This window comes from Terrimonas pollutisoli (assembly GCF_029360765.1).
Taxonomy (GTDB): Bacteria; Bacteroidota; Bacteroidia; order Chitinophagales; family Chitinophagaceae; genus Terrimonas_B; species Terrimonas_B pollutisoli.
The window spans coordinates 118801-138496 of the sequence record NZ_JARKNA010000001.1 but is presented as its reverse complement, the minus strand read 5'-3'; the positions used below and the strand labels follow the sequence as shown (position 1 = coordinate 138496).

Here is a 19696-nt window from a genome sequence, read left to right as displayed (position 1 = left end):
TAATAGAAAAAAGACGCAAACCCGAAAATTTAGTTTCTTGTTTGCGCCTTTTAAAACTCTAACATGCTTACGCCAAGCTGGCGTCCATAGTAATATTTGTATTCAACAGTTTGCTAATGGGGCAATTTGCTTTTGCATCAGCTGCACACTCCGCAAATTTTGCCGCATCAATACCCGGAACATTGGCTTTTACTTCGAGATGGCTCGATGTAACAGAACCGTTTTCTAAAGTGACGGTACACTTGGTATCAATACTATCAGGTGTAAAACCGGCAGCACCCAAAACAAAACTCAATTTCATTGAAAAACATCCCGAATGTGCCGCTGCAATTAATTCTTCAGGGTTAGTGTATTGCCCGTCTTCGAACCGGCTTTTGTAATCATAAGATGTATTTTTTATAGCACCTTTTCCGGTTGATAACGTTCCGGACCCCTCTTTACCAGAGCCTTTCCAATTTGCAGTTGCAAAGCTTTTCATAATAAAAATTTTTAGTTTGTTTATTGTGGTTGATTGACTTCTTCCAATTCGGCCAGCCGGTTTTCAGGCTCATTATATTCAATGATAAAATTATTCTTGCCTTCGCCGATAATGATCTTCAAGAATTTTCCCTGTACCAGTTCTAATAATGAAAGGAAAAGAAAAATGGCATGAACCCTGTTTTCCGCTCTTTCAAATATTTTCTCAAATGCCAACGTCTTTTCTTTTTGTGAAAGCGCCAGCATATCCTGGCGGCTATTTTCCATGGTATAGCGATACTGTACGACCGTATGCACCGGTTTATTGACCCGGTCAGAATATTTCTGCATGGCTTTTTCAAAAGCCTTCATCAGTTTGAATACGGTGATATTCTGTATCTCGGTTCCCTCACCTGCTTCTTCGCCTATTTGTGATAATTCTTTCTGGATATTTCCTCTTTTCACCATCAGCATTCGCATGGCTTCCATTTCAGCCATTTGAGCCGACGCCTCCTTGAATTTTTTATACTCCAGTATTTTATTCACCAATTCTTCGCGGGGATCGATCTCATTCCCTTGCGCATCCAGCTCTTTTCGGGGGAGCAGCATTTTGGCTTTGATCCGCATCAACGTAGATATAAACAGGATGAACTCACTGGAAAGCTCAATGTTCACAGCCTGCTGCTGATGAATATAATCCAGGAAGTCATTCGTGATTTTAGTGATAGGAATATTGTATATATCCAGCTCGTCACGTTCTATAAAAAATAAAAGCAGGTCAAAAGGTCCCTCAAACTGGGCCAGTTTGATCTGGTATGATGAAGAGTTTACCATGTATAAAAATTAAGCCCTGTCGCAGGGGTTACCTGAAACAGGGCTCAAAAATAAGGGAAATATGGTTGCGGGTTATTTCTTTAAAGAGTCCCTGATTTCGCGCAATAAAAGTACTTCTTCGGGTGTAGGTGGCGGGGCAGCGGCTTCTTTTCTCACTACTTTATTCATGCCCTTAATAATTAGGAATAAAACGAAAGCAATTACAATAAAAGAAAGAATAGCTGCGATAAATTTTCCCAATAACACACCACCCGGAGCCCAGGTTTCAATATTAGCCGCACCGGCCGCCTCCAAAGCTGGTTTTAATAACACCGGCGTAATAATATCTTCAACCAAAGAGTTAATGATCTTACCAAATGCACCGCCGATGATTACAGCAACGGCTAATTCTACAACATTGCCTTTGGTGGCAAACTCTTTGAATTCTTTTAGCATGCTCATAATTTGTTGGTTTTGTGTGTTAATAAAAGTGTATCCCTAAGTTATTTACTTTAAGGACATGACCGGTTTTTTACGAACGCCATTTTATAGAAACTTTTCCACTGATGCACTACTTTTTTAATCCCGGATATTCCATTTTTAAACTTCTGAGCATATCACGCAATGCTGAAGCAATGATAAATTCTTTGTACCAGTTTTGATCAGCAGGTACGATGATCCAGGCCGGCTTATTGCAATATTCAAAACACTCTTCGTACATCTGCATATATACATTCCAAAGTTTGGCTTCGCTCAAATCCTTTTCATTGTATTTCCACATCTTGGCAGGATCTTTCAATCGCTCAGTCAATCTTTCATATTGCTCTTCCGGTGATACATGCAGATAAAATTTCAGGATATGCGTGTCGTTGTGCTCTTGTAATAGTTCTTCAAAGTCATTGATTGCCTTTATTCTTTTCTGTGCTGTTTTATCATCACACCATTTGTGCACCCGGGTTACAAGAATATCTTCATAATGCGACCGGTTAAAAACCTGGATCATTCCTCTTTGAGGTACATATTTATGCACACGCCAGAGAAAATCATGCGAAGCTTCTTCAGGTGTGGGAACTTTAAAAGATTGTACGGTTACTCCCTGTGGGTTCATATTACCCAGCACATTCCTGATCACGCCGTCTTTTCCACTTCCATCCATTCCCTGGATTACAATCAAGACGGAATGTTTGCCTTCTGCATATAACAGATTTTGGAGCTCATCGAGTTCTTCAAGAATAGCAACTGTTTTTTCCTTGGTCGCATTTTTATCGAGGTTCCTGGGTGCACGGGTGTCTATATTACTCAATCTGATTTTATTCATAGCATTCATCTTATTTAGTTTCACAATATAAAAAATTTGCCCCTGTTCATTTTGTTTTAAGACCTTCGCCCCTCGCTTATGAATAATAAAGTAATTAGTTGGAGCATTTTCGTACTGCTTTGTTTTATTTGGGGAAGCTCTTTTATTTTAATGAAAGTGAGCAGTGAAGGCTTAAGTGGCTCACAAATCGCAGCCTTACGCATCTTTTCATCATCCCTGGTATTTATCCCTATTGCATTTATACATGGATCAAAAATTCCCCTTAAAAAAATAGGCTTGCTTTTTTTTACCGGCCTTTGCGGTAATTTGCTACCTGCTTTTTGTTTTGCTATCGCTATTACCAAAGTCGATAGCTCCCTGGAAGGAATTCTCAATTCGTTGACACCTATTTGTGTTGTTGGCATTAGCGTCCTGTTTTTCCGGGATAAAATAGGGAGGCAAAAAATTATCGGGATAGTCATCGGTTTTGTGGGTCTTTGTCTCCTTACGCTTTTTAAAAAAAATATCAGCCTTGATAATTTTGGCTATGCTTCTCTGGTAATTCTTGGAACGATATCGTACGGTATAAACGTAAATCTCGTCAGCCATTTTTTAAAAGAACAAAAGCCGATACATATTGCTGCAGTCTCGCTTGCTTTAATGGCTTTACCTACAGCCATTATATTATGGCAACAGGATTTCTTTCAACTAGACTTTACTGACAAGATAGTACAATGGTCCATTCTTAATACATTATTACTCGGTCTTGTAGGAAGTGCTTTCGCTACTGTTCTGTTTTATATCCTTGTTCAAAAGGCTAGTGGCCTGTTTGCCTCTTTAGTTACTTATGGTATTCCATTTGTCGCTTTGTTTTGGGGATTCCTGGATGGGGAAGCTATCACGATTGTTGAGTTCATCTGTCTCCCGATAATTTTGTTGGGCGTTTACCTCGCCAATCTCCCTGATAAAAGAAAAAGCGGAGCTAAAGCTCCGCTGACTCAAAAAGTATAATTGACAAGAGATTAAACCGACATAATTTCCTTCTCCTTTGCAGCCAGGTGTTTTTCTATCTGGGAAATAAACTTGTCTGTGACTTCCTGAACATCCGCTTCGGAGTCTTTAGCAGCGTCCTCGCTTAACCCGTTTTTCTGTAATTTTTTAATTGCCTCAATGGCATCACGGCGGATGTTGCGAATGGCGACTTTTGAATGCTCGCCTTCTGCCTGGCATTTTTTTACCAGTTCTTTTCTTCTTTCTTCCGTTAATGGCGGTAAGAACAAACGGATAATCACTCCGTCGTTTTGAGGTGTGACGCCAATGTTGGCATTAATGATAGCTCTTTCGATGGGTTGAAGCATGTTCTTTTCCCAGGGTTGTATCGTCAACGTACGGGCATCTAATACGCTGATATTAGCAACCTGGTTGATGGGCATCGGCGAACCATAATAGTCTACCACAATACTGTCAAGCATCTGGGGATTGGCTTTACCTGCTCTTATCTTCAGTAGTTCGGCCTCCAGGTGATTGATCGCTTTTTTCATTTGCTCATCTGTGCCGGCAATAATTTTTGAAACATCTTCCGTCATAGTAAAAATTTGAGAAAGGCAAAGCTAATAAAAGCAGCCAGTTAAAAAAAAGCCGGAAAAATTATTCTTTTCCGGCTAATTCTTTTTGCACTAACTGGTTATTTGCTGTCCGCCGCTGCTGCCTCCTGTGTTAGTGTAACAACTTTAGAAGTTGTTTTCAATTCGGTAGTGCCATTCATACGCCTTGTAACAACAGTCCGTTTCGGCCTCCGGTAATAGAGAAACCCAAACCCCGCAAATGCAATACACAACATGCTTAACAATAAATAAGTAGAGCCGATGGAACGAAACGTGTAAGCGAATATGATAAAGGCCACATTAATACCCACACAAAACAGGGCAATAGCTGCATGCCCAAGACCCCAGTTAAGTAATAAGTGATGAATATGATTACGATCAGGCGTAAAAGGCGAGCATCCTTTAGAAATGCGTATAGCAAATACCCGCAAAGTATCCAACAAAGGAACGATCATGATAGAAAAGCCAATTGCTACTGCTGACTCAATAGGAATGGCAATGGCCGGGTCGCTGGCTACATTTATAAATTTAATGACCAATATGGAATTTACCAGGCCGATCATCAGAGAACCCGAATCACCCATAAAGATCTTGGCAGGATGATGATTAAAGATGAGAAAAGCGATAAGGCTACCTCCAAGCGAATAGGCTAATAAGGCGTATGCCTGGTAACCTACCATATAAAAGTAGGTTCCAAAAACAAGCATGGTCATCACGCCTAAACTTCCTGCCAAACCATCGATACCATCAATCAAATTAAAAGAATTAATAATGACAATGATGGTGAGATAAGTCAGGGCCAGTGCAAATGCTTCGGGCAATTGGTCAAATCCGAACAAGCCATGCATGCTGTCCAGTTTAATTCCACCCAGATGAATAATGATGGATGCAGCCACCACTTGCCCAACAAACTTTTTGCTGGCTGATAATACGATCAGGTCATCCTTTAACCCAAGGAAGAAAATTACCAATGCTGCGGCGAAGAAATATTGAAACTCAGGATTCAAATAACCCTGGATAGATAATAAAGCAGCTAATAAAAAACCGCCAAAAATACCAACGCCGCCTAAAGATGTAACTGTATGTGTATGTAGTTTGCGTTCATCCGGTATATCATATAATTTCTTTTGCTCTGCAATTTGCATTACAACCGGTATCGCAAGGAAAGATATAATAAAGGAAACAGAAGCTGTCAATAATACATCTAGCATCAGCAGGGATTTACGGTACAACAATAGGTCTAAACCATTCAGATCATCATTGGCACTGAACCATTAACTGCTACCACGTCAATATTAATTGTTCAGGACCATCAGGATTATGTGATTTAAACCAGATTAATATCAACGGATGGATTTTGTGTGCAAAAAAACTGCATTTTTGCAGTCCCCTTGCTGCTATTTGAGGCGGCAAGATACAAAAAGTTTAAAAAGTTCCTAATTTTTATGGCTGAACTTAAGGCAATTGCATCGCAAATCAGGCGAGATATAGTAAGAATGGTACATGGCAGCAGCAGTGGTCACCCTGGTGGATCACTAGGATGTACTGAGTATTTTACGGCTCTTTATTTTAAGATCATGAAGCATGATCCATCCTTTAATATGGATGCTACAAACGAAGATGTATTCTTTTTATCCAATGGTCACATTTCACCCGTTTTTTATTCCACACTTGCCAGGTCAGGTTATTTTGACGTAAAAGAACTGGCAACTTTTCGGAAGCTAAACTCCCGGTTGCAGGGTCACCCGGCAACTCATGAGCATCTTCCGGGTGTAAGAATTGCAAGCGGATCTTTGGGTCAGGGCATGAGTGTGGCCATCGGTGCGGCATTGGCCAAAAAATTAAACGGAGAAAAAAATCTTGTTTTTTCCCTGCATGGAGATGGGGAACTTGATGAAGGACAGGTATGGGAAGCTATCATGTTCGCAGCCCATCACAAGGTTGATAACCTGATTTCAACGGTGGACTGGAACGGCCAGCAAATTGATGGCCCAACCGATAAGGTAATGGGATTGGGTAATATCCGTCAAAAATTTGACGCGTTTGGCTGGACAACGCTTGAAATGAATGGCAATGACATGGATGATGTGGTAGCGACGTTGGAAAAAGCGAGAACATTGACTGGGCAGGGAAAACCTATCGGCATCATGATGCATACAGAAATGGGCAAAGGTGTTGACTTTATGGAAGGGTCGCATGAATGGCACGGCATTGCTCCCAACGATGAGCAGTTAGCAAAGGCCCTGACCCAGTTGCCTGAAACCCTGGGAGATTATTAGAACCACGATTCAAAAGATTTTAAAGGATTATGAGAAATTCTCATAGTCCTTTTCTTTTTTCAATTGGCTGATGTGTGAAGGGCAAGAAAGTTTCAATTTTCTATTTGCGAATAACCCCAATTTAATCCTGAAAATCGTGGTTCTCCTATTCACTTCTCAATGAAAACTCCTGCGAGGCCGCCTTACGGGATGGAAGCCAGGAAGCGATCAAGGCAATTACAAAAACAGTCACCGTTACCAGGATGAAATCCATGAGGCGCAATTTGACCGGAAAATAATCGATCAAAAAAGAGCCGCCCTGCAGGGGAATGAGATGAAATTTAATTTGTAGTAATGCAATTACGAGGGCCAACAACATGCCTACCGCTGTACCCATAAGCGCTAATAACAAACCTTCGTTCAGGAATATTTTCTGAATAAATGTTTTGTTAGCTCCCAATGCATGCAAGACACTTATATCTTTTTGCTTTTCCAGCACCAGCATAGTCAATGCGCCGATCATATTAAAAGCGGCGACTACCAGTATAAGACAAAGTACCCCATAGATTACCCAGCGCTCCAAATTCATTACCGCATACAGACTTTGATTTTGCTGGTAAATGGTTTGAACCAGGTAGCCGTTGCCAAATATCTTTTCTACTCCTTTTTTTATATCGTCCGCCTTTGACGGATCCACGAGGCTTATCTCTACCCCACTGTATTCATTAGCGCCGAGCTTTAATGCTTTTTTTACAAAATCAATATTGGTAATGCCATATTTATTATCAAAATCCTGCTGTATCATAAAAGCCGAGGAGGTCCGTATCGAATCGTTACTGATATCATTTAATGGGTCTATCTGTTCGGTATTGCTTTTCCGGGGCAAGTAAACTTTCAACACAAAAATGTTTCGATCGGCCTGGATTCCCAAAGCGCCTTCTACACCACCGCCAAGAATGACCTGTGGCGCATCTTCTGTCCCCAATTGATACTCTCCTTTAATGATGTGATTGGCAACGCCTGTCACATAGCGATAGTTATCATCCACACCCTTCAAATACATCACTGACTGGAAATCGCCATTTTGTATGAGTGCTTTTTCTTCTGCAACCAGCGAATAATTTTTTATACCTATTACCCCCTTTAATCGCTGCAATTGCTCCGTCGTCACGTTTATCGTTTTGCCCGTAGCAGGCAAAACTTTCAGATCGGTGTAGAAAGAAGAATATAATGATTTGACCAAACCTTCAAATCCATTGAAGACACTCAACACCAATATCAATGCAGCTGTACCAATGACAATTGCAGCAATACTTATTCTTGCAATGATATTAATGGCGTTGATTGACTTCTTTGCTTTGAAATATCGCCAGGCAAAAAGAAAGTTCAAGAAGTTTACTGATTTAAGAGTTTAAGGTTAGCCAAATTTAACGCGGCTTATTCCCGATTAAGACTTTGGCGGTTTTTCGTCTTTCATCTTTTTAAATATTTCCTCCAGTTTAAATACCTGGTCCAGTGTATCATCCTGGTAAAAACGTAAAACGGGAATACTTCGTAACTGGTGCCTTACTTTGGCTGCCAATTCCTTTTTTATTTCATGATGCTTTTCTTCAATTTTTTTAAGTGCCGCTTCAACATCTTTGACCTGAAAAAGACTTAAGTAAAACCTGGCTTCCAGCAAATCCGGTGTCACTTTCACCGATGAAATGGAAACCATTCCACCATCAATCATATTCAAACCCAACCGCTGAAAAATAATGCTCATTTCTTCGTGCAGTAAACCCGCTATCTGTTTTTGACGTTTTCCTTCTTCCATTTTGTTATAATTTGTTGCCTGGCACTTCTAAACCCACGCAGACGCTGTAAAATTACTTACTTTGCACCGTTTAAGCGATTTATACCTCTCAATGAAGAAATATTCAAGGATTTTCAGTTATTTAAAAAAACATACCGGCAAGCTTGCACTTTATTTTCTTTGTACCGTACTGGCTACCATATTTGGTGTTGTTTCCATAGGAATGCTTATCCCGTTTTTTGGTTTGATATTCGACACGGGTCAAGCGGGTGGAACAGAAATGGTTCGTACAAATGTCCTTGGCTCATATATCACCAACACGCTTGAACAAATCATCAACGAAAAAGGCAAAGTGGGAGGTCTTACTGCGATCTGCATTTTTATTATCACAGCCACTTTTTTAAAAAACCTGTTTGTTTATTTATCCAACCGGATCTCGGTACCTGTTCGCAGTGCGATCATTACTGAATTACGGGGAGATTTATATGAGAAGATATTACGCCTTCCGGTCGGTTACTTTACTGAAAAAAGAAAAGGCGATGTTATTTCAAGGATGACAAACGATATTGCAGAAATTGAAGGTTCAGTGGTAGGCACATTTGATGGCCTGATCAAAGATCCCCTGACTGTATTAGGCTACCTGATCTTTCTGGTGATCATATCTCCCAAGCTTTCGCTATTCTTACTTATCCTTCTACCGGTTACAGGTCTTTTGATTGGCCGTGTTAGCCGGACATTAAAGCGCCAGTCACAGGATGCTGCCGTAAAATTGGGTGAAGGTCTATCTATACTTGACGAAACACTGGGTGGCTTAAGAGTGATAAAAGCATTTCTTGTAGAAAAACTGTTAAGCAGCCGTTTTCATGCTGTCAATGCTGAATTATTTGAGATCAGAAAAAAAATGGGTGCGAGAAGAGACCTGGCTTCTCCACTTACCGAACTATTAGGTGTAATTGTATTAAGTACCATTCTCTATTTTGGTGGACGCCTGGTATTGGAAAATGAGGGGCTTGAAGCAAAGGAATTGATTGCTTATATCGCCTCCTTTGCTATGCTTATTAACCCGGCAAAAAATATTTCGACCGCATTCTTTAATATTCAGCGTGGCGCCGCTGCATTGATAAGAGTAGAAGAAGTCTTAAAAGCACCAATAGTTGTTGATGAAAATATAAATGGAAAAGTGTTGCATTCTTTCAATGATCAAATAGAGTTTCGCAACGTAACTTTTGCCTACAGTGATGCGACGATACTGGATAATATCAATCTCACTATAAAAAAAGGAAAGACTATCGCATTGGTTGGATCTTCCGGTGCAGGCAAGTCAACCCTGGCTGACCTGGTTCCCCGCTTTCATGATGTAACAGGGGGTGAGGTTTTGATAGATGGTGTGAATATCAAGGATTATTCTTTGCAATCGATTCGCAGCCTGATGAGTATTGTAACACAGGAGCCTATTCTGTTTAATGACAGCATTGCAAATAACATCAGAATTGGCAAACAATCGGCCACTGAAGAAGAAATTACTGATGCTGCTAAAGTAGCGAATGCGCATAATTTCATTATTCAGAAAGAAAAAGATTATAACTCCAATATTGGCGACAGGGGTAGCAAATTGAGTGGTGGTGAAAGGCAGCGACTGACCATTGCAAGGGCTGTCGTAAAAAATCCACCGATATTGATCTTGGACGAAGCTACTTCATCACTCGACACCGAAAGCGAAAGATTGGTACAGGATGCCATCAACAATATGATGCAAAACAGAACCAGCATTGTCATTGCACACCGGTTATCTACTATCCGTCATGCAGATGAAATCGTTGTCTTGCAAAAGGGGAAAATCGTTGAGCGGGGAACGCATGAAGGATTGATTGCGCAAAATGGATTTTATAAAAAATTAGTGGAGATGCAGGAGGTGAAATAACAACTCTTTTTTCTTCAACTAAATTTTAAACCAACTTTAACTCCTTAAAACCTCCCTCGAAATAACGATCTTTTGTATCTCACTCGTTCCCTCGCCTATTGTACAAAGCTTGGCGTCGCGATAATGCTTTTCGACCGGGAAATCTTTGGTATAACCGTAACCGCCGAAGACCTGCACGGCATCGTTTGCCACTTTTACAGCGACTTCGCTGGCATAGTATTTCGCCATTGCCGCCTCTTTTGTCACTGGTTTTTTCCTGTTTTTTAAATCACAGGCTTGTAGTGTCAGCAATTCAGCTGCGGCTATTTCAGTAGCCATATCTGCCAGTTTGAAAGATATTCCCTGGAAACTGGAGATTGGCCTGTCAAACTGGTGACGTTCCTGCGAATATTTCAGCGCCGCTTCATATGCGCCTTTTGCAATACCTAACGAAAGGGAAGCTATGGAGATTCTTCCACCATCTAATACCACCATCGACTGCCTGAATCCTTCTCCAACTCCGCCTAAACGATTGGCATCCGGTATACGACAATTATCGAATACCATTTCTGCGGTTTCACTTGCTCTCATTCCCAACTTATTTTCTTTTTTTCCAGCACTAAAACCCCGTGTTCCTCTTTCTACAATAAAGGCAGTAGCATTATTTTTTGCCCTTGGCTCACCTGTACGACAAATGACGACTGCTATATCACCGCTGTTGCCATGTGTGATCCAGTTTTTTGTACCGTTAATGATCCATTCATTTCCATCTTTTACCGCTGTGCATCGCATATTCCCCGCATCACTACCGGTGTTAGCTTCCGTTAACCCCCAGGCGCCCAGCCATTCAGCGGTCGCCAGTTTCGGCAAATATTTTTTCTTCTGCTCCTCACTGCCAAATGTCATGATATGACTGTTACAAAGTGAATTGTGCGCTGCCAGGCTAAGGCCGATCGAGCCACAGACCTTTGCTATTTCCTCTATCACTGTCTTATATTCAAAGTATCCAAGACCTGATCCGCCATATTCTTCCGGCACCAGTACTCCCATGAAGCCAAGTTTTCCCATTTCCTTAAACACCTGTAGCGGAAACAACTGGCTTTCATCCCAGGTCATTACATTGGGTTTTATATGTTGCTGGGCAAAATCACGGGCTGTTTGAGCCACCTGCCCCGTTATTTCAGAAATCTCGAAATTCATTTTCCTGACGTTAAAGGTTTAAAAGATGTGCCACCACAGATTGTGATGGCACATTTGTTACTGTTATGTTGTAACAGCTTGCAATCGTTAAAGGCAAATGCAAGTTAATTAAATTCAATAATAAACTAACAATCGTTAGCTATTTATTTTTACTTTATTTACTTAAAAGAACAAAATAAACCAGGATCCAGACAGCACGGACAAAAAGAGCTAAATGCAAATCCGGCTTGACCTTCGACCATCTTTCTTCTTAAAACTAACTCGATAAAAAATCCAGGCAAATATTGCCAAAGGAACACCTATTTAGTTAGTTCTAAATAAACAGTCCACATATTTTATTATTATACTGCTAGATATTTTATTATTATACTGCTAGCTAAATTCTAAAGTTAATCCGTCATATGCAAGGTGAATACCCGCAGGTAAATCTCCTTCTACGTCATTGTGCTTACCTAACTGGTGGGAAATATGGGTAAAATAAGTGATGGGAATTTCCAACTCCTGTGATAAGTCTACTGCTTCAAGCAGGCTAAAATGTGAAACATGCTTTTCCTTGCGAAGTGCATTTAAAACTAATACTTCACTCCCTTTAATTTTTTCCTTTTCTATATCTTCTATCCTGTTGGCATCAGTGATATAAGTAAACTTCCCAAACCGAAAACCCTTCACGGGCATATTCAAGTGCCAAACGAGTATTGGGGTGACAGGGATATCTCCAACAATAAAAGTTTCTTCGCCAATCGCATGCATATCGAACTGCGGGATACCTGGATATCTTGTGTCAGCAAAAGCATAATAAAATTCACGGCGGACGGCTGCATCCGTATAAGTATCTGCATATACCTGCATAGGCATTTTAGAAAACCAACTAAAAGCCTTCAGGTCATCCATACCCGCGATGTGGTCTTTGTGGGAATGAGTGAGAACGACAGCATCCAGCCACTTTACATTGTGTCGCAACATCTGGCAACGAAAATCGGGACCGGCATCGACCACCAGTGTTGTTTTTTCAGACTGAACCAAAATACTTGATCTGAAACGTTTATCTTTTTTGTCGGACGATGTGCAAACTTCGCAATCACAGGTAATCATGGGCACACCACTGCTGGTACCAGTACCAAGAAAAGTTATTTTGAGAGGAGGATATGACACGATCAAATGTACGAAGTCAGGTGTATGAAGAATAAACTTTTAGTATCAATATTCAACTGCACCGGGTGAGCTACTCTGGGGGCTCTGCCTGCAGCTTAGAAATTATCTCCATATATAATTTCTTCGCGTCTTCCGTTAACAATTCCGTGTTGATGTCTAATTGAGGAATGAGATCGACCAGTGTATTGATGCGTCCTTCCAGTTGAAGAAACTTATTCAATACAACCACTTTCTTTTCCTCTAAAACACAATATCCGCTTTGAAATGTGCCTCTTTCATAGCGAAGCACATAACCTGACTGTTCAGGAATAGCCTCTAATTTATCCAATGTTGTTTGTGTATACTTCATACCCCAAGTCCGCCGAAGGCGGAGAGTTTAGAGTTTTACTATTGTAAATTCTTTACCGTTTGCGAAACTACATCATCGACTACTTTCTTCTATAATACTTTTCCACAAAAGTGAAAAGTTCGCAGTCTAAGTTCCCCTTTAGGGGACAGGGGTTTACTTACTCTGCATTTTTATCACCGGCACAATCATTTCCTCAAGGCTTACGCCCCCATGCTGAAATGTATTGCGATAATAATTTACATAATAGTTATAGTTGTTTGGATAGCATAAAAAGCTATCTTCTTTGGCAAAGATGAAGGATGAATTAATGGTAGGAACCGGCAGGCCTATCTCCCGGGGATCCCTGAATGCCAGCACCTCTTTTGGTTCGTAGTTCAGATTCCGCCCATGTTTATAGCGAAGATTAGTAGTTGTTTGCTTATCACCCACCACTTTATAGGGTGTTTTTACTCTTACACTCCCATGATCGGTGGCCAATATCAATTTGATATTTTTATCAGCAATCTTTTTTAACGCCTGGTGCAATGGTGAATGTTCAAACCAGGAAGTCGTTATACTCCGGTAACTCATTTCATCACCCGCCAGTTCTTTTAATACTTCCATCTCCGTCCTGGCATGGCTAAGCATATCCACAAAATTGTACACGATAACATTAATGTCATTGTTCATCAGGTTATGGATATTGTTAACAAGATCCAGTCCTGCATTATTATTCGCCACTTTTGTGTAGGATACTTTCAGATCTCCCTTTCCTAACCGTTTTAACTGGGCCCGGAAAAATTCTTCTTCATATAAATTCTTCCCCCCTTCCTCTTCATCATTCTTCCATTGGGCCGGGAATTGTTTTTCAATATCAACTGGTAATAGCCCCGCAAAAATTGCATTTCTACAATATTGCGTAGCTGTAGGCAGTATGCTATAAAAACTGTCTTCTTCCAAAATGCGGAAACTCTCAGCGAAAATGGGTTGAATGGCCTTCCACTGATCGAAGCGAAGATTATCAATGAGCACAAAAAATAACGGCGTCCCTTTTTCTAAATGCGGCAGAACTTTGAATTGAACCAGCGAATGACTCATCACGGGTCCATCTGCAGTTTTTGATTTTAACCAACCTGCATAGTTCCGGGAAATAAATTTAAAGAACTCTGTATTCGCTTCGCTTTTTTGGCTTTGCAATATTTCCTGCATCTCAGGACTATCACTTTTTTGCATCTCCAATTCCCAATACACTAATTTTTTATAAATATCCATCCATTCATTATAGTCAGGATTGCTATTTAACGCCATGAACAGGTTACGAAATTGTTGCTGATAAGCGGTTGTGGTTTTTTCTGCTACGAGACGCTTGTTGTCAATGATCTTTTTGAGGCTCAGCCAAACCTGGTTGGGATTGACCGGCTTGATCAGGTAATCACTGATTTGTGAACCTATCGCTTCATCCATCAGGTTTTCCGTTTCATTCTTTGTAATTAGAACAACGGGAAGTGACTGGTTTATTTCTTTGATTTTTGCTAATGTTTCAAGACCGGTAATGCCAGGCATGGACTCATCAATTAATACCACATCCACCAAATTGTCTTTCACAAAATCGATGGCATCAAAACCATTGGTGAAAGTTTGCACTTCATATCCTTTATTTTCTAAAAAAAACTTTTGCGATTGCAAGCTTTCAATTTCGTCATCGATCCAGATGATTTTTGCTACGGCCATTCTTTTCGTTTTTTGTTTGTCTTTTAAAAGTATAAGTTAGCTGCTTACGGTCCAATCTTTATACCAAATAAATAACTGGCTGCATCAAAGACTTTCAACGATTCCGGATAATTGATTCCAGGCAAGCCAATTTATTTTACGATGCTTGTTTTGCCACCCATCCTGTCAAAAGTAGCTTTTTAAAAGCTGCCTTTGTACTTTTGCAGCCTGGCCTTTTTTAGCCTTTAACAAAAAAGCAACAATGACGGTAGTCCGCAAGATCATTAATGACCCGGTTTATGGATTTATTACGATTGATCACCCGCTGATCCTGCAGATAATCTCCCATCCTTTTTACCAGCGATTGCGTAATATCCACCAAATGGCGTTTGCGCACCTGGTTTACCCCGGTGCTGTTCATTCAAGGCTGCATCATTCATTGGGCGCCTATCATTTAATGTGCAATGCGCTGAGTGAACTTAAAGGAAAAGGAATTGATATAACAAAAGAGGAAGAGTTGGGAGCCAAAATTGCCATACTCCTGCATGATTCCGGCCACGGACCTTTTTCACATGCCCTGGAACATGAGTTGATCAATAATGTGCATCATGAAACTATTTCAAAGCTAATCATGCATAAACTTAATATTGAGTTGAATGGCCAATTACAAACAGCCATCGAAATATTTACCGACCAACATCCAAAACGTTTTCTTCACCAACTGGTGTCAGGTCAACTGGATGTTGACAGGCTTGACTACCTGATAAGAGATAGCTTTTTTACAGGTGTAGCAGAAGGTGTGGTGGGTTATGACAGGATCATCAAGATGCTCACAGTAAAGGACGGTGCATTGATGGTAGAAGAAAAAGCTATTTATTCAATTGAGAAATTCCTGGTGTCAAGACGACTCATGTATTGGCAGGTATATCTTCACAAAGCTGTGTTAGCCGCGGAAATGATGTTGGTAAAAATCATCCGGCGGGCCAAAGAGTTGATTGCTTCGGGACAAAAAGTAGAAGCCGCAACACCTGAATTAAATTTCTTTTTGCAGAATCCCAATTCTAACACCGCTATTGAAGATCACCTGGATATTTTTTGTAGCCTGGATGATTATGACCTGATGGCGACGATCAAAAACTGGAGTCATCATCCTGATAAAATATTAGCCTTACTCTGCCGGTCACTCGTTGAAAGAAAATTGCTGAAAATAAAACTGCAGGCTGAGCCATTTGATGGTGATCTCATTCGGCAAAAAGAAAAGGAAGCAATCGACGAGCTGGGCATAGATGCTAAGCTGGTGGATTATTTCGTTTTTACAGGAGATGCCAGCAACACCACTTACGATTCGCAGGACGAACGCATTAATATTCTGTTTAAAGACGGAACGGTGAAAGATATTTCCAAAGTGGATAATGCACTCATCCATCAGCACTTGGGCAGCACGGTTAAAAAACATTATTTTTGTTATTTACGGAAAGAATAAGTCAGTTGAATTGAACTGTGACTTATTATAACCGTTGACTATTAAGACTTAATAACTATGAATTTTCCTGCTGCACAAATAAGCCTGCTGATAAATGGTACGGTGGAAGGCGATCCTAATGTTGTAGTTAATTCTTTTGGCAAAATTGAAGAAGCAAAAGAAAACCAACTTACTTTTTTAGCCAATCCCAAATACGAAGATTTTTTGTATACGACCCAGGCGTCTATTGTCATATTGAATGAAGCTTATGAATTGAAGCAACCGGTAAAAGCTACTTTAATAAGAGTGCCGGATGCGTATTCGGCCTTTGCGTTGTTGCTAAGTAAGTACCAGGAGGTCATGCAACAGCAGTTGAGCGGTGTTCAACAGCCATCCTATATTGCTAAAACAGCCAGTTACGGTACTAATGTATTTATTGGAGCATTTGCCTACCTGGGCGAAAATGTAAAGATTGGAAACAACACTAAAATATATCCCAATGCTTACATTGGTGATAATGTAACAATAGGTGAAAACAGTATTATACACCCTGGTGTAAAGATTTATCATGATTGTGTGATTGGTAATCGTGTCGCCATTCATGGCGGTACCATCATCGGGAGTGATGGCTTTGGATTTGCGCCACAGGCTGATGGCAGTTTTAAAAAAGTGCCGCAAATCGGTAACGTGGTTGTTGAAGACGATGTAGAAATTGGTGCGAATGCCACGATTGACCGGGCCACCATTGGCTCTACATTAATAAAGAGAGGCGCCAAGCTTGACAACCTCATACAGGTTGCGCATAATGTTGAGATCGGTAATAGTTCGGTAATTGCTGCGCAGGCAGGCATCAGTGGCAGCACCAAAATCGGTAATGGTGTGATGATTGGCGGCCAGGCAGGTATTGTTGGACATATACAGTTGGGTGATGGCTCTAAAGTAAATGCACAAAGCGGAGTTAGTAAATCTCTTGAACCGGGTAAAGCTGTTACGGGCTCACCTGCCTATGATTATACAGCCGCTCTTCGCAGCCAGGCAATTACCCGCAAACTTCCAGATTTGGAAAAAAGGGTAAAAGAATTGGAGGCGCTAATAAAACAATTGCTGGCAGAGAAAACCATTATGTAGCTACCGATAAAATTTTCAGCAGCTTCATTTTTTTTGTTGCAAAACTGTTAAGGCGATCTTTGTTTTGGCATACTGCCGTAATTTACGGCATGATTTCTCTTATTAAAACAACTGCCAAAAGCCATAGGTCAATTGCATTTTTTCTCTTTTTATTTTGCAGTGTAGCTGTTTCAAAAGCGCAAGACATTGATGCGGCTATTGCTGCTTATGCCGATAAGTACAGTCCCGAACGGGCCTATCTTCATTACGATAAATCGGCCTACTCTCCCGGCGAGACTATATGGTTCAAGGCTTATTTAATGAATGAAATCATCCCCGCCGATGATAGCAAAACACTGTATGTCGACTGGATCGATGATAAAGGCAACCTGTTGTTGCATGCAGTAAGCCCATTAATAGATGCTGTTACCAACGGCCAGTTTGAAATTCCAACAGATTATAAAGGGAAATACCTTAATGTACGAGCCTATACCAAATGGATGCTCAATTTTGATTCTGCTTTTCTTTATAACAAAGCAATCCCGGTCATCAACACTGCAAAAACTTCTCCGGCTAATAAGAATACGGCAATACCAACAATTAATTTTTTTCCGGAAGGTGGCGATATCATTGCAGGGATTTCCAACAAAATAGCGTTCAAAGCAAATGACCAGTGGGGCAAACCGGTCAAAGTAAAAGGAGTAATTACTGCCAATGGCAAAACGATTGACAGTCTCCTAACAATTCATGATGGCATGGGCTATTTTTATCTTACCCCTCAAAATGGAGTCCCCTATGCTGTAAAATGGAAAGATGAAAAAGCAGTAGAGCGTAACGCTTCTTTACCAAAAATAAAACCAGGCGGTGCTACCTTGCAGGTTACTTCAGCCGGCACTAACAGAATTTTTACCGTTAACTGTACGACTGATATGATCAATGTTATGGACTCGGTACATCTCATTGGCACCGTTTACCAGCATGAAGTTTTCCGGGTTGCAAAAGCTACATCGGGGCCGATAAAAGGCACTATACCCACCGCCGGTTTGCCAAGCGGCATTCTTACCATCACATTGTTTGATAAAAACTGGAATGCTATTGCAGAAAGAATTACCTATCTCGATAACCGTGAGTACACCTTTCAGCCCGAAATGGAAGTACAGCGATGGGGTTTAAATAAAAGAGCAAGAAATGAACTGAAAATAACAGTGCCCGATAGCCTCGTGGCTAATCTTTCTGTTGCTGTCACAGATGCTTCCATCGGTACAGATAGCAGTAACAATATTATTTCACATTTGATGCTGAGCAGTGAATTAAAGGGGCAAGTGTATAATCCATCCTATTATTTTTCGGGCGATAATGAAAAGGTTAAAGAGCATCTTGACCTTGTAATGCTGACTCATGGCTGGCGCCGCTTCAAATGGGATGACATTGTAAAAGGTAAAATAACCCCTCCGCTTTTTGAAAAAGACACCAGTTATATTACCTTATCAGGGAAAGTGATTGGTGTATTGCCTCAGCAGATAAATAAAGATGCGTCCGTGGTGTTGATGGTTAAACAAAAAGAAAAGGAAGGGCAAATGTTACTGGTACCTATTCAATCAAATGCTACTTTTAACGATCCTGCTACAATCATTTTCGACACGGCACAGGTGTACTATAGTTTTCAAAAAGCAAAAGAACTGAAGGATGCGACGATACAATTTATGACCTCCCGTTTACCTGCTCCAACCTTAAAACCAGCTGACTTTATCAAACCTTATGGAATTGCTCCCGATACTACGGGCAACTATTGGCAATCCTTTCTAGTCGACGAAGCTAACAGCATTGCTGCAATGCAGCGGGTAAAAACCCTGGAAGCTGTAGTTGTAAAAAGTAAAAGCAAAACTCCAACACAGTTATTAGATGAAAAATATGCATCCGGCTTATTTACCGGTGATGCCTACCAATTTGACCTGGTTAACGACCCCCTGGCAGGTAGTGCATTAAATATTTTTACTTACCTGCAGGGAAAAGTGGCAGGGTTGCAAATCAATACCAGTGGCCCTCAGCCTTCTATGCAATGGCGCGGCGGTTCGCCTCAATTATACCTGGACCAGTCTCCTACTGATGCCAGCTTTATTTCCTCGTTAAATGTGAATGATGTGGCTTATATAAAAGTTTTCCGACCCCCATTTATGGGAGGCTTTAACGGTGCCAATGGTGCGATTGCCATTTATACACGCAAGGGAAACGATATGAAACAAGAACCGGGAAAAGGTTTAGCCAGCAACAAAATATTTGGGTACACACCTATCAAAGAATTTTATGCGCCCAACTATGCAGCATTTACACAAAAAAATGAACAAAGAGATCTACGCACCACTTTATACTGGAATCCATCGGTAATCACAGTGCCCCAAAAAAACCAGGTAGTATTATCCTTTTACAATAATGATGTTACAGGAGCTTTCAGGGTGATCATTGAAGGAATGACAAGAGACGGCAAACTGGCCCATATCGAACAAATGATGGAATAAATAAGAGTTCAAAAGGTTTAAGAAGTTTCAGAAGTTCAATAGATTCTGCTTTAACTTTTGAAACCTCTTCAACTCCTGGAACCTTTGAAACTATACTC

At 40.7% G+C, this 19696-nt stretch carries 18 protein-coding genes; 6 read left to right on the top strand and 12 right to left on the bottom strand.

Translation table 11 applies throughout. From position 1 onward, the window contains the following. Positions 1–67: 67 nt before the first annotated feature. The 4 genes from P2W73_RS00595 to P2W73_RS00580 all read right to left on the bottom strand — a co-directional run bounded on the left by P2W73_RS00595 (position 68) and on the right by P2W73_RS00580 (position 2587). The gene (locus P2W73_RS00595; RefSeq protein ID WP_276500027.1) at positions 68–478 is read right to left on the bottom strand and encodes an OsmC family protein; all 411 of its coding nucleotides are present in this window, start codon (positions 476–478) and stop codon (positions 68–70) included. A gap of 20 nt (positions 479–498) precedes the next feature. Next, on the bottom strand, positions 499–1290 hold the full coding sequence (locus P2W73_RS00590; protein ID WP_276500026.1) for a segregation and condensation protein A: 792 nt from the start codon (positions 1288–1290) through the stop codon (positions 499–501). Positions 1291–1362: 72 nt separating this feature from the next. Then, positions 1363–1731, bottom strand: a complete 369-nt coding sequence (gene mscL, locus P2W73_RS00585) for a large conductance mechanosensitive channel protein MscL (RefSeq protein ID WP_276500025.1) — start codon at positions 1729–1731, stop codon at positions 1363–1365. A gap of 109 nt (positions 1732–1840) precedes the next feature. Continuing rightward, the gene (locus tag P2W73_RS00580; RefSeq protein ID WP_276500024.1) at positions 1841–2587 is read right to left on the bottom strand and encodes a PPK2 family polyphosphate kinase; all 747 of its coding nucleotides are present in this window, start codon (positions 2585–2587) and stop codon (positions 1841–1843) included. A gap of 78 nt (positions 2588–2665) precedes the next feature. Between P2W73_RS00580 and P2W73_RS00575 the strand changes: the two genes are divergently transcribed. Beyond that, positions 2666–3577 carry a DMT family transporter gene (locus tag P2W73_RS00575; protein ID WP_276500023.1) on the top strand — a complete coding sequence of 304 codons (912 nt, stop codon included), beginning with the start codon at positions 2666–2668 and terminating at the stop codon, positions 3575–3577. 11 nt (positions 3578–3588) lie between these two features. Here the strand turns inward: P2W73_RS00575 and frr are convergent, their stop codons facing one another. Together frr and P2W73_RS00565 are read right to left on the bottom strand one after the other, a co-directional pair. Beyond that, complete coding sequence (gene frr, locus P2W73_RS00570) at positions 3589–4152, bottom strand: ribosome recycling factor (protein WP_276500022.1); 564 nt, start codon at positions 4150–4152, stop codon at positions 3589–3591. 98 nt (positions 4153–4250) lie between these two features. Beyond that, positions 4251–5381 (bottom strand): MraY family glycosyltransferase, encoded by a 1131-nt coding sequence (locus tag P2W73_RS00565; protein WP_276500021.1) that lies wholly within the window; start codon positions 5379–5381, stop codon positions 4251–4253. Positions 5382–5615: 234 nt separating this feature from the next. Here P2W73_RS00565 and P2W73_RS00560 point away from each other — a divergent pair, with 234 nt between their 5' ends. Continuing rightward, a complete protein-coding gene (locus tag P2W73_RS00560; protein WP_276500020.1) occupies positions 5616–6449 on the top strand; it encodes a transketolase in 834 nt (277 codons plus the stop codon). Positions 6450–6594: 145 nt separating this feature from the next. Here P2W73_RS00560 and P2W73_RS00555 read toward each other — a convergent pair whose 3' ends face one another. Both P2W73_RS00555 and P2W73_RS00550 read right to left on the bottom strand, forming a co-directional pair. Further along, the gene (locus P2W73_RS00555) at positions 6595–7818 is read right to left on the bottom strand and encodes an FtsX-like permease family protein (protein WP_276500019.1); all 1224 of its coding nucleotides are present in this window, start codon (positions 7816–7818) and stop codon (positions 6595–6597) included. A 57-nt stretch (positions 7819–7875) separates the two neighbouring features. Then, entirely contained in the window at positions 7876–8244 is a 369-nt protein-coding gene (locus tag P2W73_RS00550) for a ribosome-binding factor A (RefSeq protein ID WP_276500018.1), read from the bottom strand. A 91-nt stretch (positions 8245–8335) separates the two neighbouring features. On the opposite strand from P2W73_RS00550, the gene P2W73_RS00545 reads away from it, so the two are divergent. After that, complete coding sequence (locus tag P2W73_RS00545; protein WP_276500017.1) at positions 8336–10144, top strand: ABC transporter ATP-binding protein; 1809 nt, start codon at positions 8336–8338, stop codon at positions 10142–10144. A gap of 36 nt (positions 10145–10180) precedes the next feature. Here P2W73_RS00545 and P2W73_RS00540 read toward each other — a convergent pair whose 3' ends face one another. From P2W73_RS00540 to porX, 4 genes are all read right to left on the bottom strand, one after another. Continuing rightward, positions 10181–11323 (bottom strand): acyl-CoA dehydrogenase family protein, encoded by a 1143-nt coding sequence (locus P2W73_RS00540; RefSeq protein ID WP_276500016.1) that lies wholly within the window; start codon positions 11321–11323, stop codon positions 10181–10183. Positions 11324–11695: 372 nt separating this feature from the next. Beyond that, positions 11696–12475 (bottom strand): MBL fold metallo-hydrolase, encoded by a 780-nt coding sequence (locus P2W73_RS00535; RefSeq protein WP_276500015.1) that lies wholly within the window; start codon positions 12473–12475, stop codon positions 11696–11698. Between the two features lie 70 nt (positions 12476–12545). After that, positions 12546–12824, bottom strand: coding sequence for a hypothetical protein (locus P2W73_RS00530; RefSeq protein WP_276500014.1), 279 nt, complete (start codon positions 12822–12824; stop codon positions 12546–12548). A 153-nt stretch (positions 12825–12977) separates the two neighbouring features. Further along, positions 12978–14534 carry a T9SS response regulator signal transducer PorX gene (gene porX / locus P2W73_RS00525; protein ID WP_276500013.1) on the bottom strand — a complete coding sequence of 519 codons (1557 nt, stop codon included), beginning with the start codon at positions 14532–14534 and terminating at the stop codon, positions 12978–12980. 241 nt (positions 14535–14775) lie between these two features. Between porX and P2W73_RS00520 the strand changes: the two genes are divergently transcribed. The 3 genes from P2W73_RS00520 (at position 14776) to P2W73_RS00510 (ending at position 19598) form a co-directional block, all read left to right on the top strand. After that, a complete protein-coding gene (locus P2W73_RS00520; RefSeq protein ID WP_276500012.1) occupies positions 14776–15996 on the top strand; it encodes an HD domain-containing protein in 1221 nt (406 codons plus the stop codon). A 57-nt stretch (positions 15997–16053) separates the two neighbouring features. Further along, on the top strand, positions 16054–17103 hold the full coding sequence (lpxD, locus tag P2W73_RS00515) for a UDP-3-O-(3-hydroxymyristoyl)glucosamine N-acyltransferase (RefSeq protein WP_276500011.1): 1050 nt from the start codon (positions 16054–16056) through the stop codon (positions 17101–17103). 89 nt (positions 17104–17192) lie between these two features. After that, positions 17193–19598 (top strand): hypothetical protein, encoded by a 2406-nt coding sequence (locus P2W73_RS00510; RefSeq protein ID WP_276500010.1) that lies wholly within the window; start codon positions 17193–17195, stop codon positions 19596–19598. The last annotated feature ends 98 nt before the right edge of the window (positions 19599–19696 follow it).

Coding starts and splice junctions, on each gene's coding strand:
- P2W73_RS00540 (WP_276500016.1), bottom strand. CDS start 11,323: ATGAATTTCGAGATTTCTGAAATAACGGGGCAGGTGGCTCAAACAGCC.
- P2W73_RS00565 (WP_276500021.1), bottom strand. CDS start 5,381: ATGCTAGATGTATTATTGACAGCTTCTGTTTCCTTTATTATATCTTTC.
- lpxD (WP_276500011.1), top strand. CDS start 16,054: ATGAATTTTCCTGCTGCACAAATAAGCCTGCTGATAAATGGTACGGTG.
- P2W73_RS00550 (WP_276500018.1), bottom strand. CDS start 8,244: ATGGAAGAAGGAAAACGTCAAAAACAGATAGCGGGTTTACTGCACGAA.
- P2W73_RS00530 (WP_276500014.1), bottom strand. CDS start 12,824: ATGAAGTATACACAAACAACATTGGATAAATTAGAGGCTATTCCTGAA.
- frr (WP_276500022.1), bottom strand. CDS start 4,152: ATGACGGAAGATGTTTCAAAAATTATTGCCGGCACAGATGAGCAAATG.
- P2W73_RS00560 (WP_276500020.1), top strand. CDS start 5,616: ATGGCTGAACTTAAGGCAATTGCATCGCAAATCAGGCGAGATATAGTA.
- mscL (WP_276500025.1), bottom strand. CDS start 1,731: ATGAGCATGCTAAAAGAATTCAAAGAGTTTGCCACCAAAGGCAATGTT.
- P2W73_RS00575 (WP_276500023.1), top strand. CDS start 2,666: ATGAATAATAAAGTAATTAGTTGGAGCATTTTCGTACTGCTTTGTTTT.
- porX (WP_276500013.1), bottom strand. CDS start 14,534: ATGGCCGTAGCAAAAATCATCTGGATCGATGACGAAATTGAAAGCTTG.
- P2W73_RS00520 (WP_276500012.1), top strand. CDS start 14,776: ATGACGGTAGTCCGCAAGATCATTAATGACCCGGTTTATGGATTTATT.
- P2W73_RS00580 (WP_276500024.1), bottom strand. CDS start 2,587: ATGAATAAAATCAGATTGAGTAATATAGACACCCGTGCACCCAGGAAC.
- P2W73_RS00510 (WP_276500010.1), top strand. CDS start 17,193: ATGATTTCTCTTATTAAAACAACTGCCAAAAGCCATAGGTCAATTGCA.
- P2W73_RS00545 (WP_276500017.1), top strand. CDS start 8,336: ATGAAGAAATATTCAAGGATTTTCAGTTATTTAAAAAAACATACCGGC.
- P2W73_RS00595 (WP_276500027.1), bottom strand. CDS start 478: ATGAAAAGCTTTGCAACTGCAAATTGGAAAGGCTCTGGTAAAGAGGGG.
- P2W73_RS00590 (WP_276500026.1), bottom strand. CDS start 1,290: ATGGTAAACTCTTCATCATACCAGATCAAACTGGCCCAGTTTGAGGGA.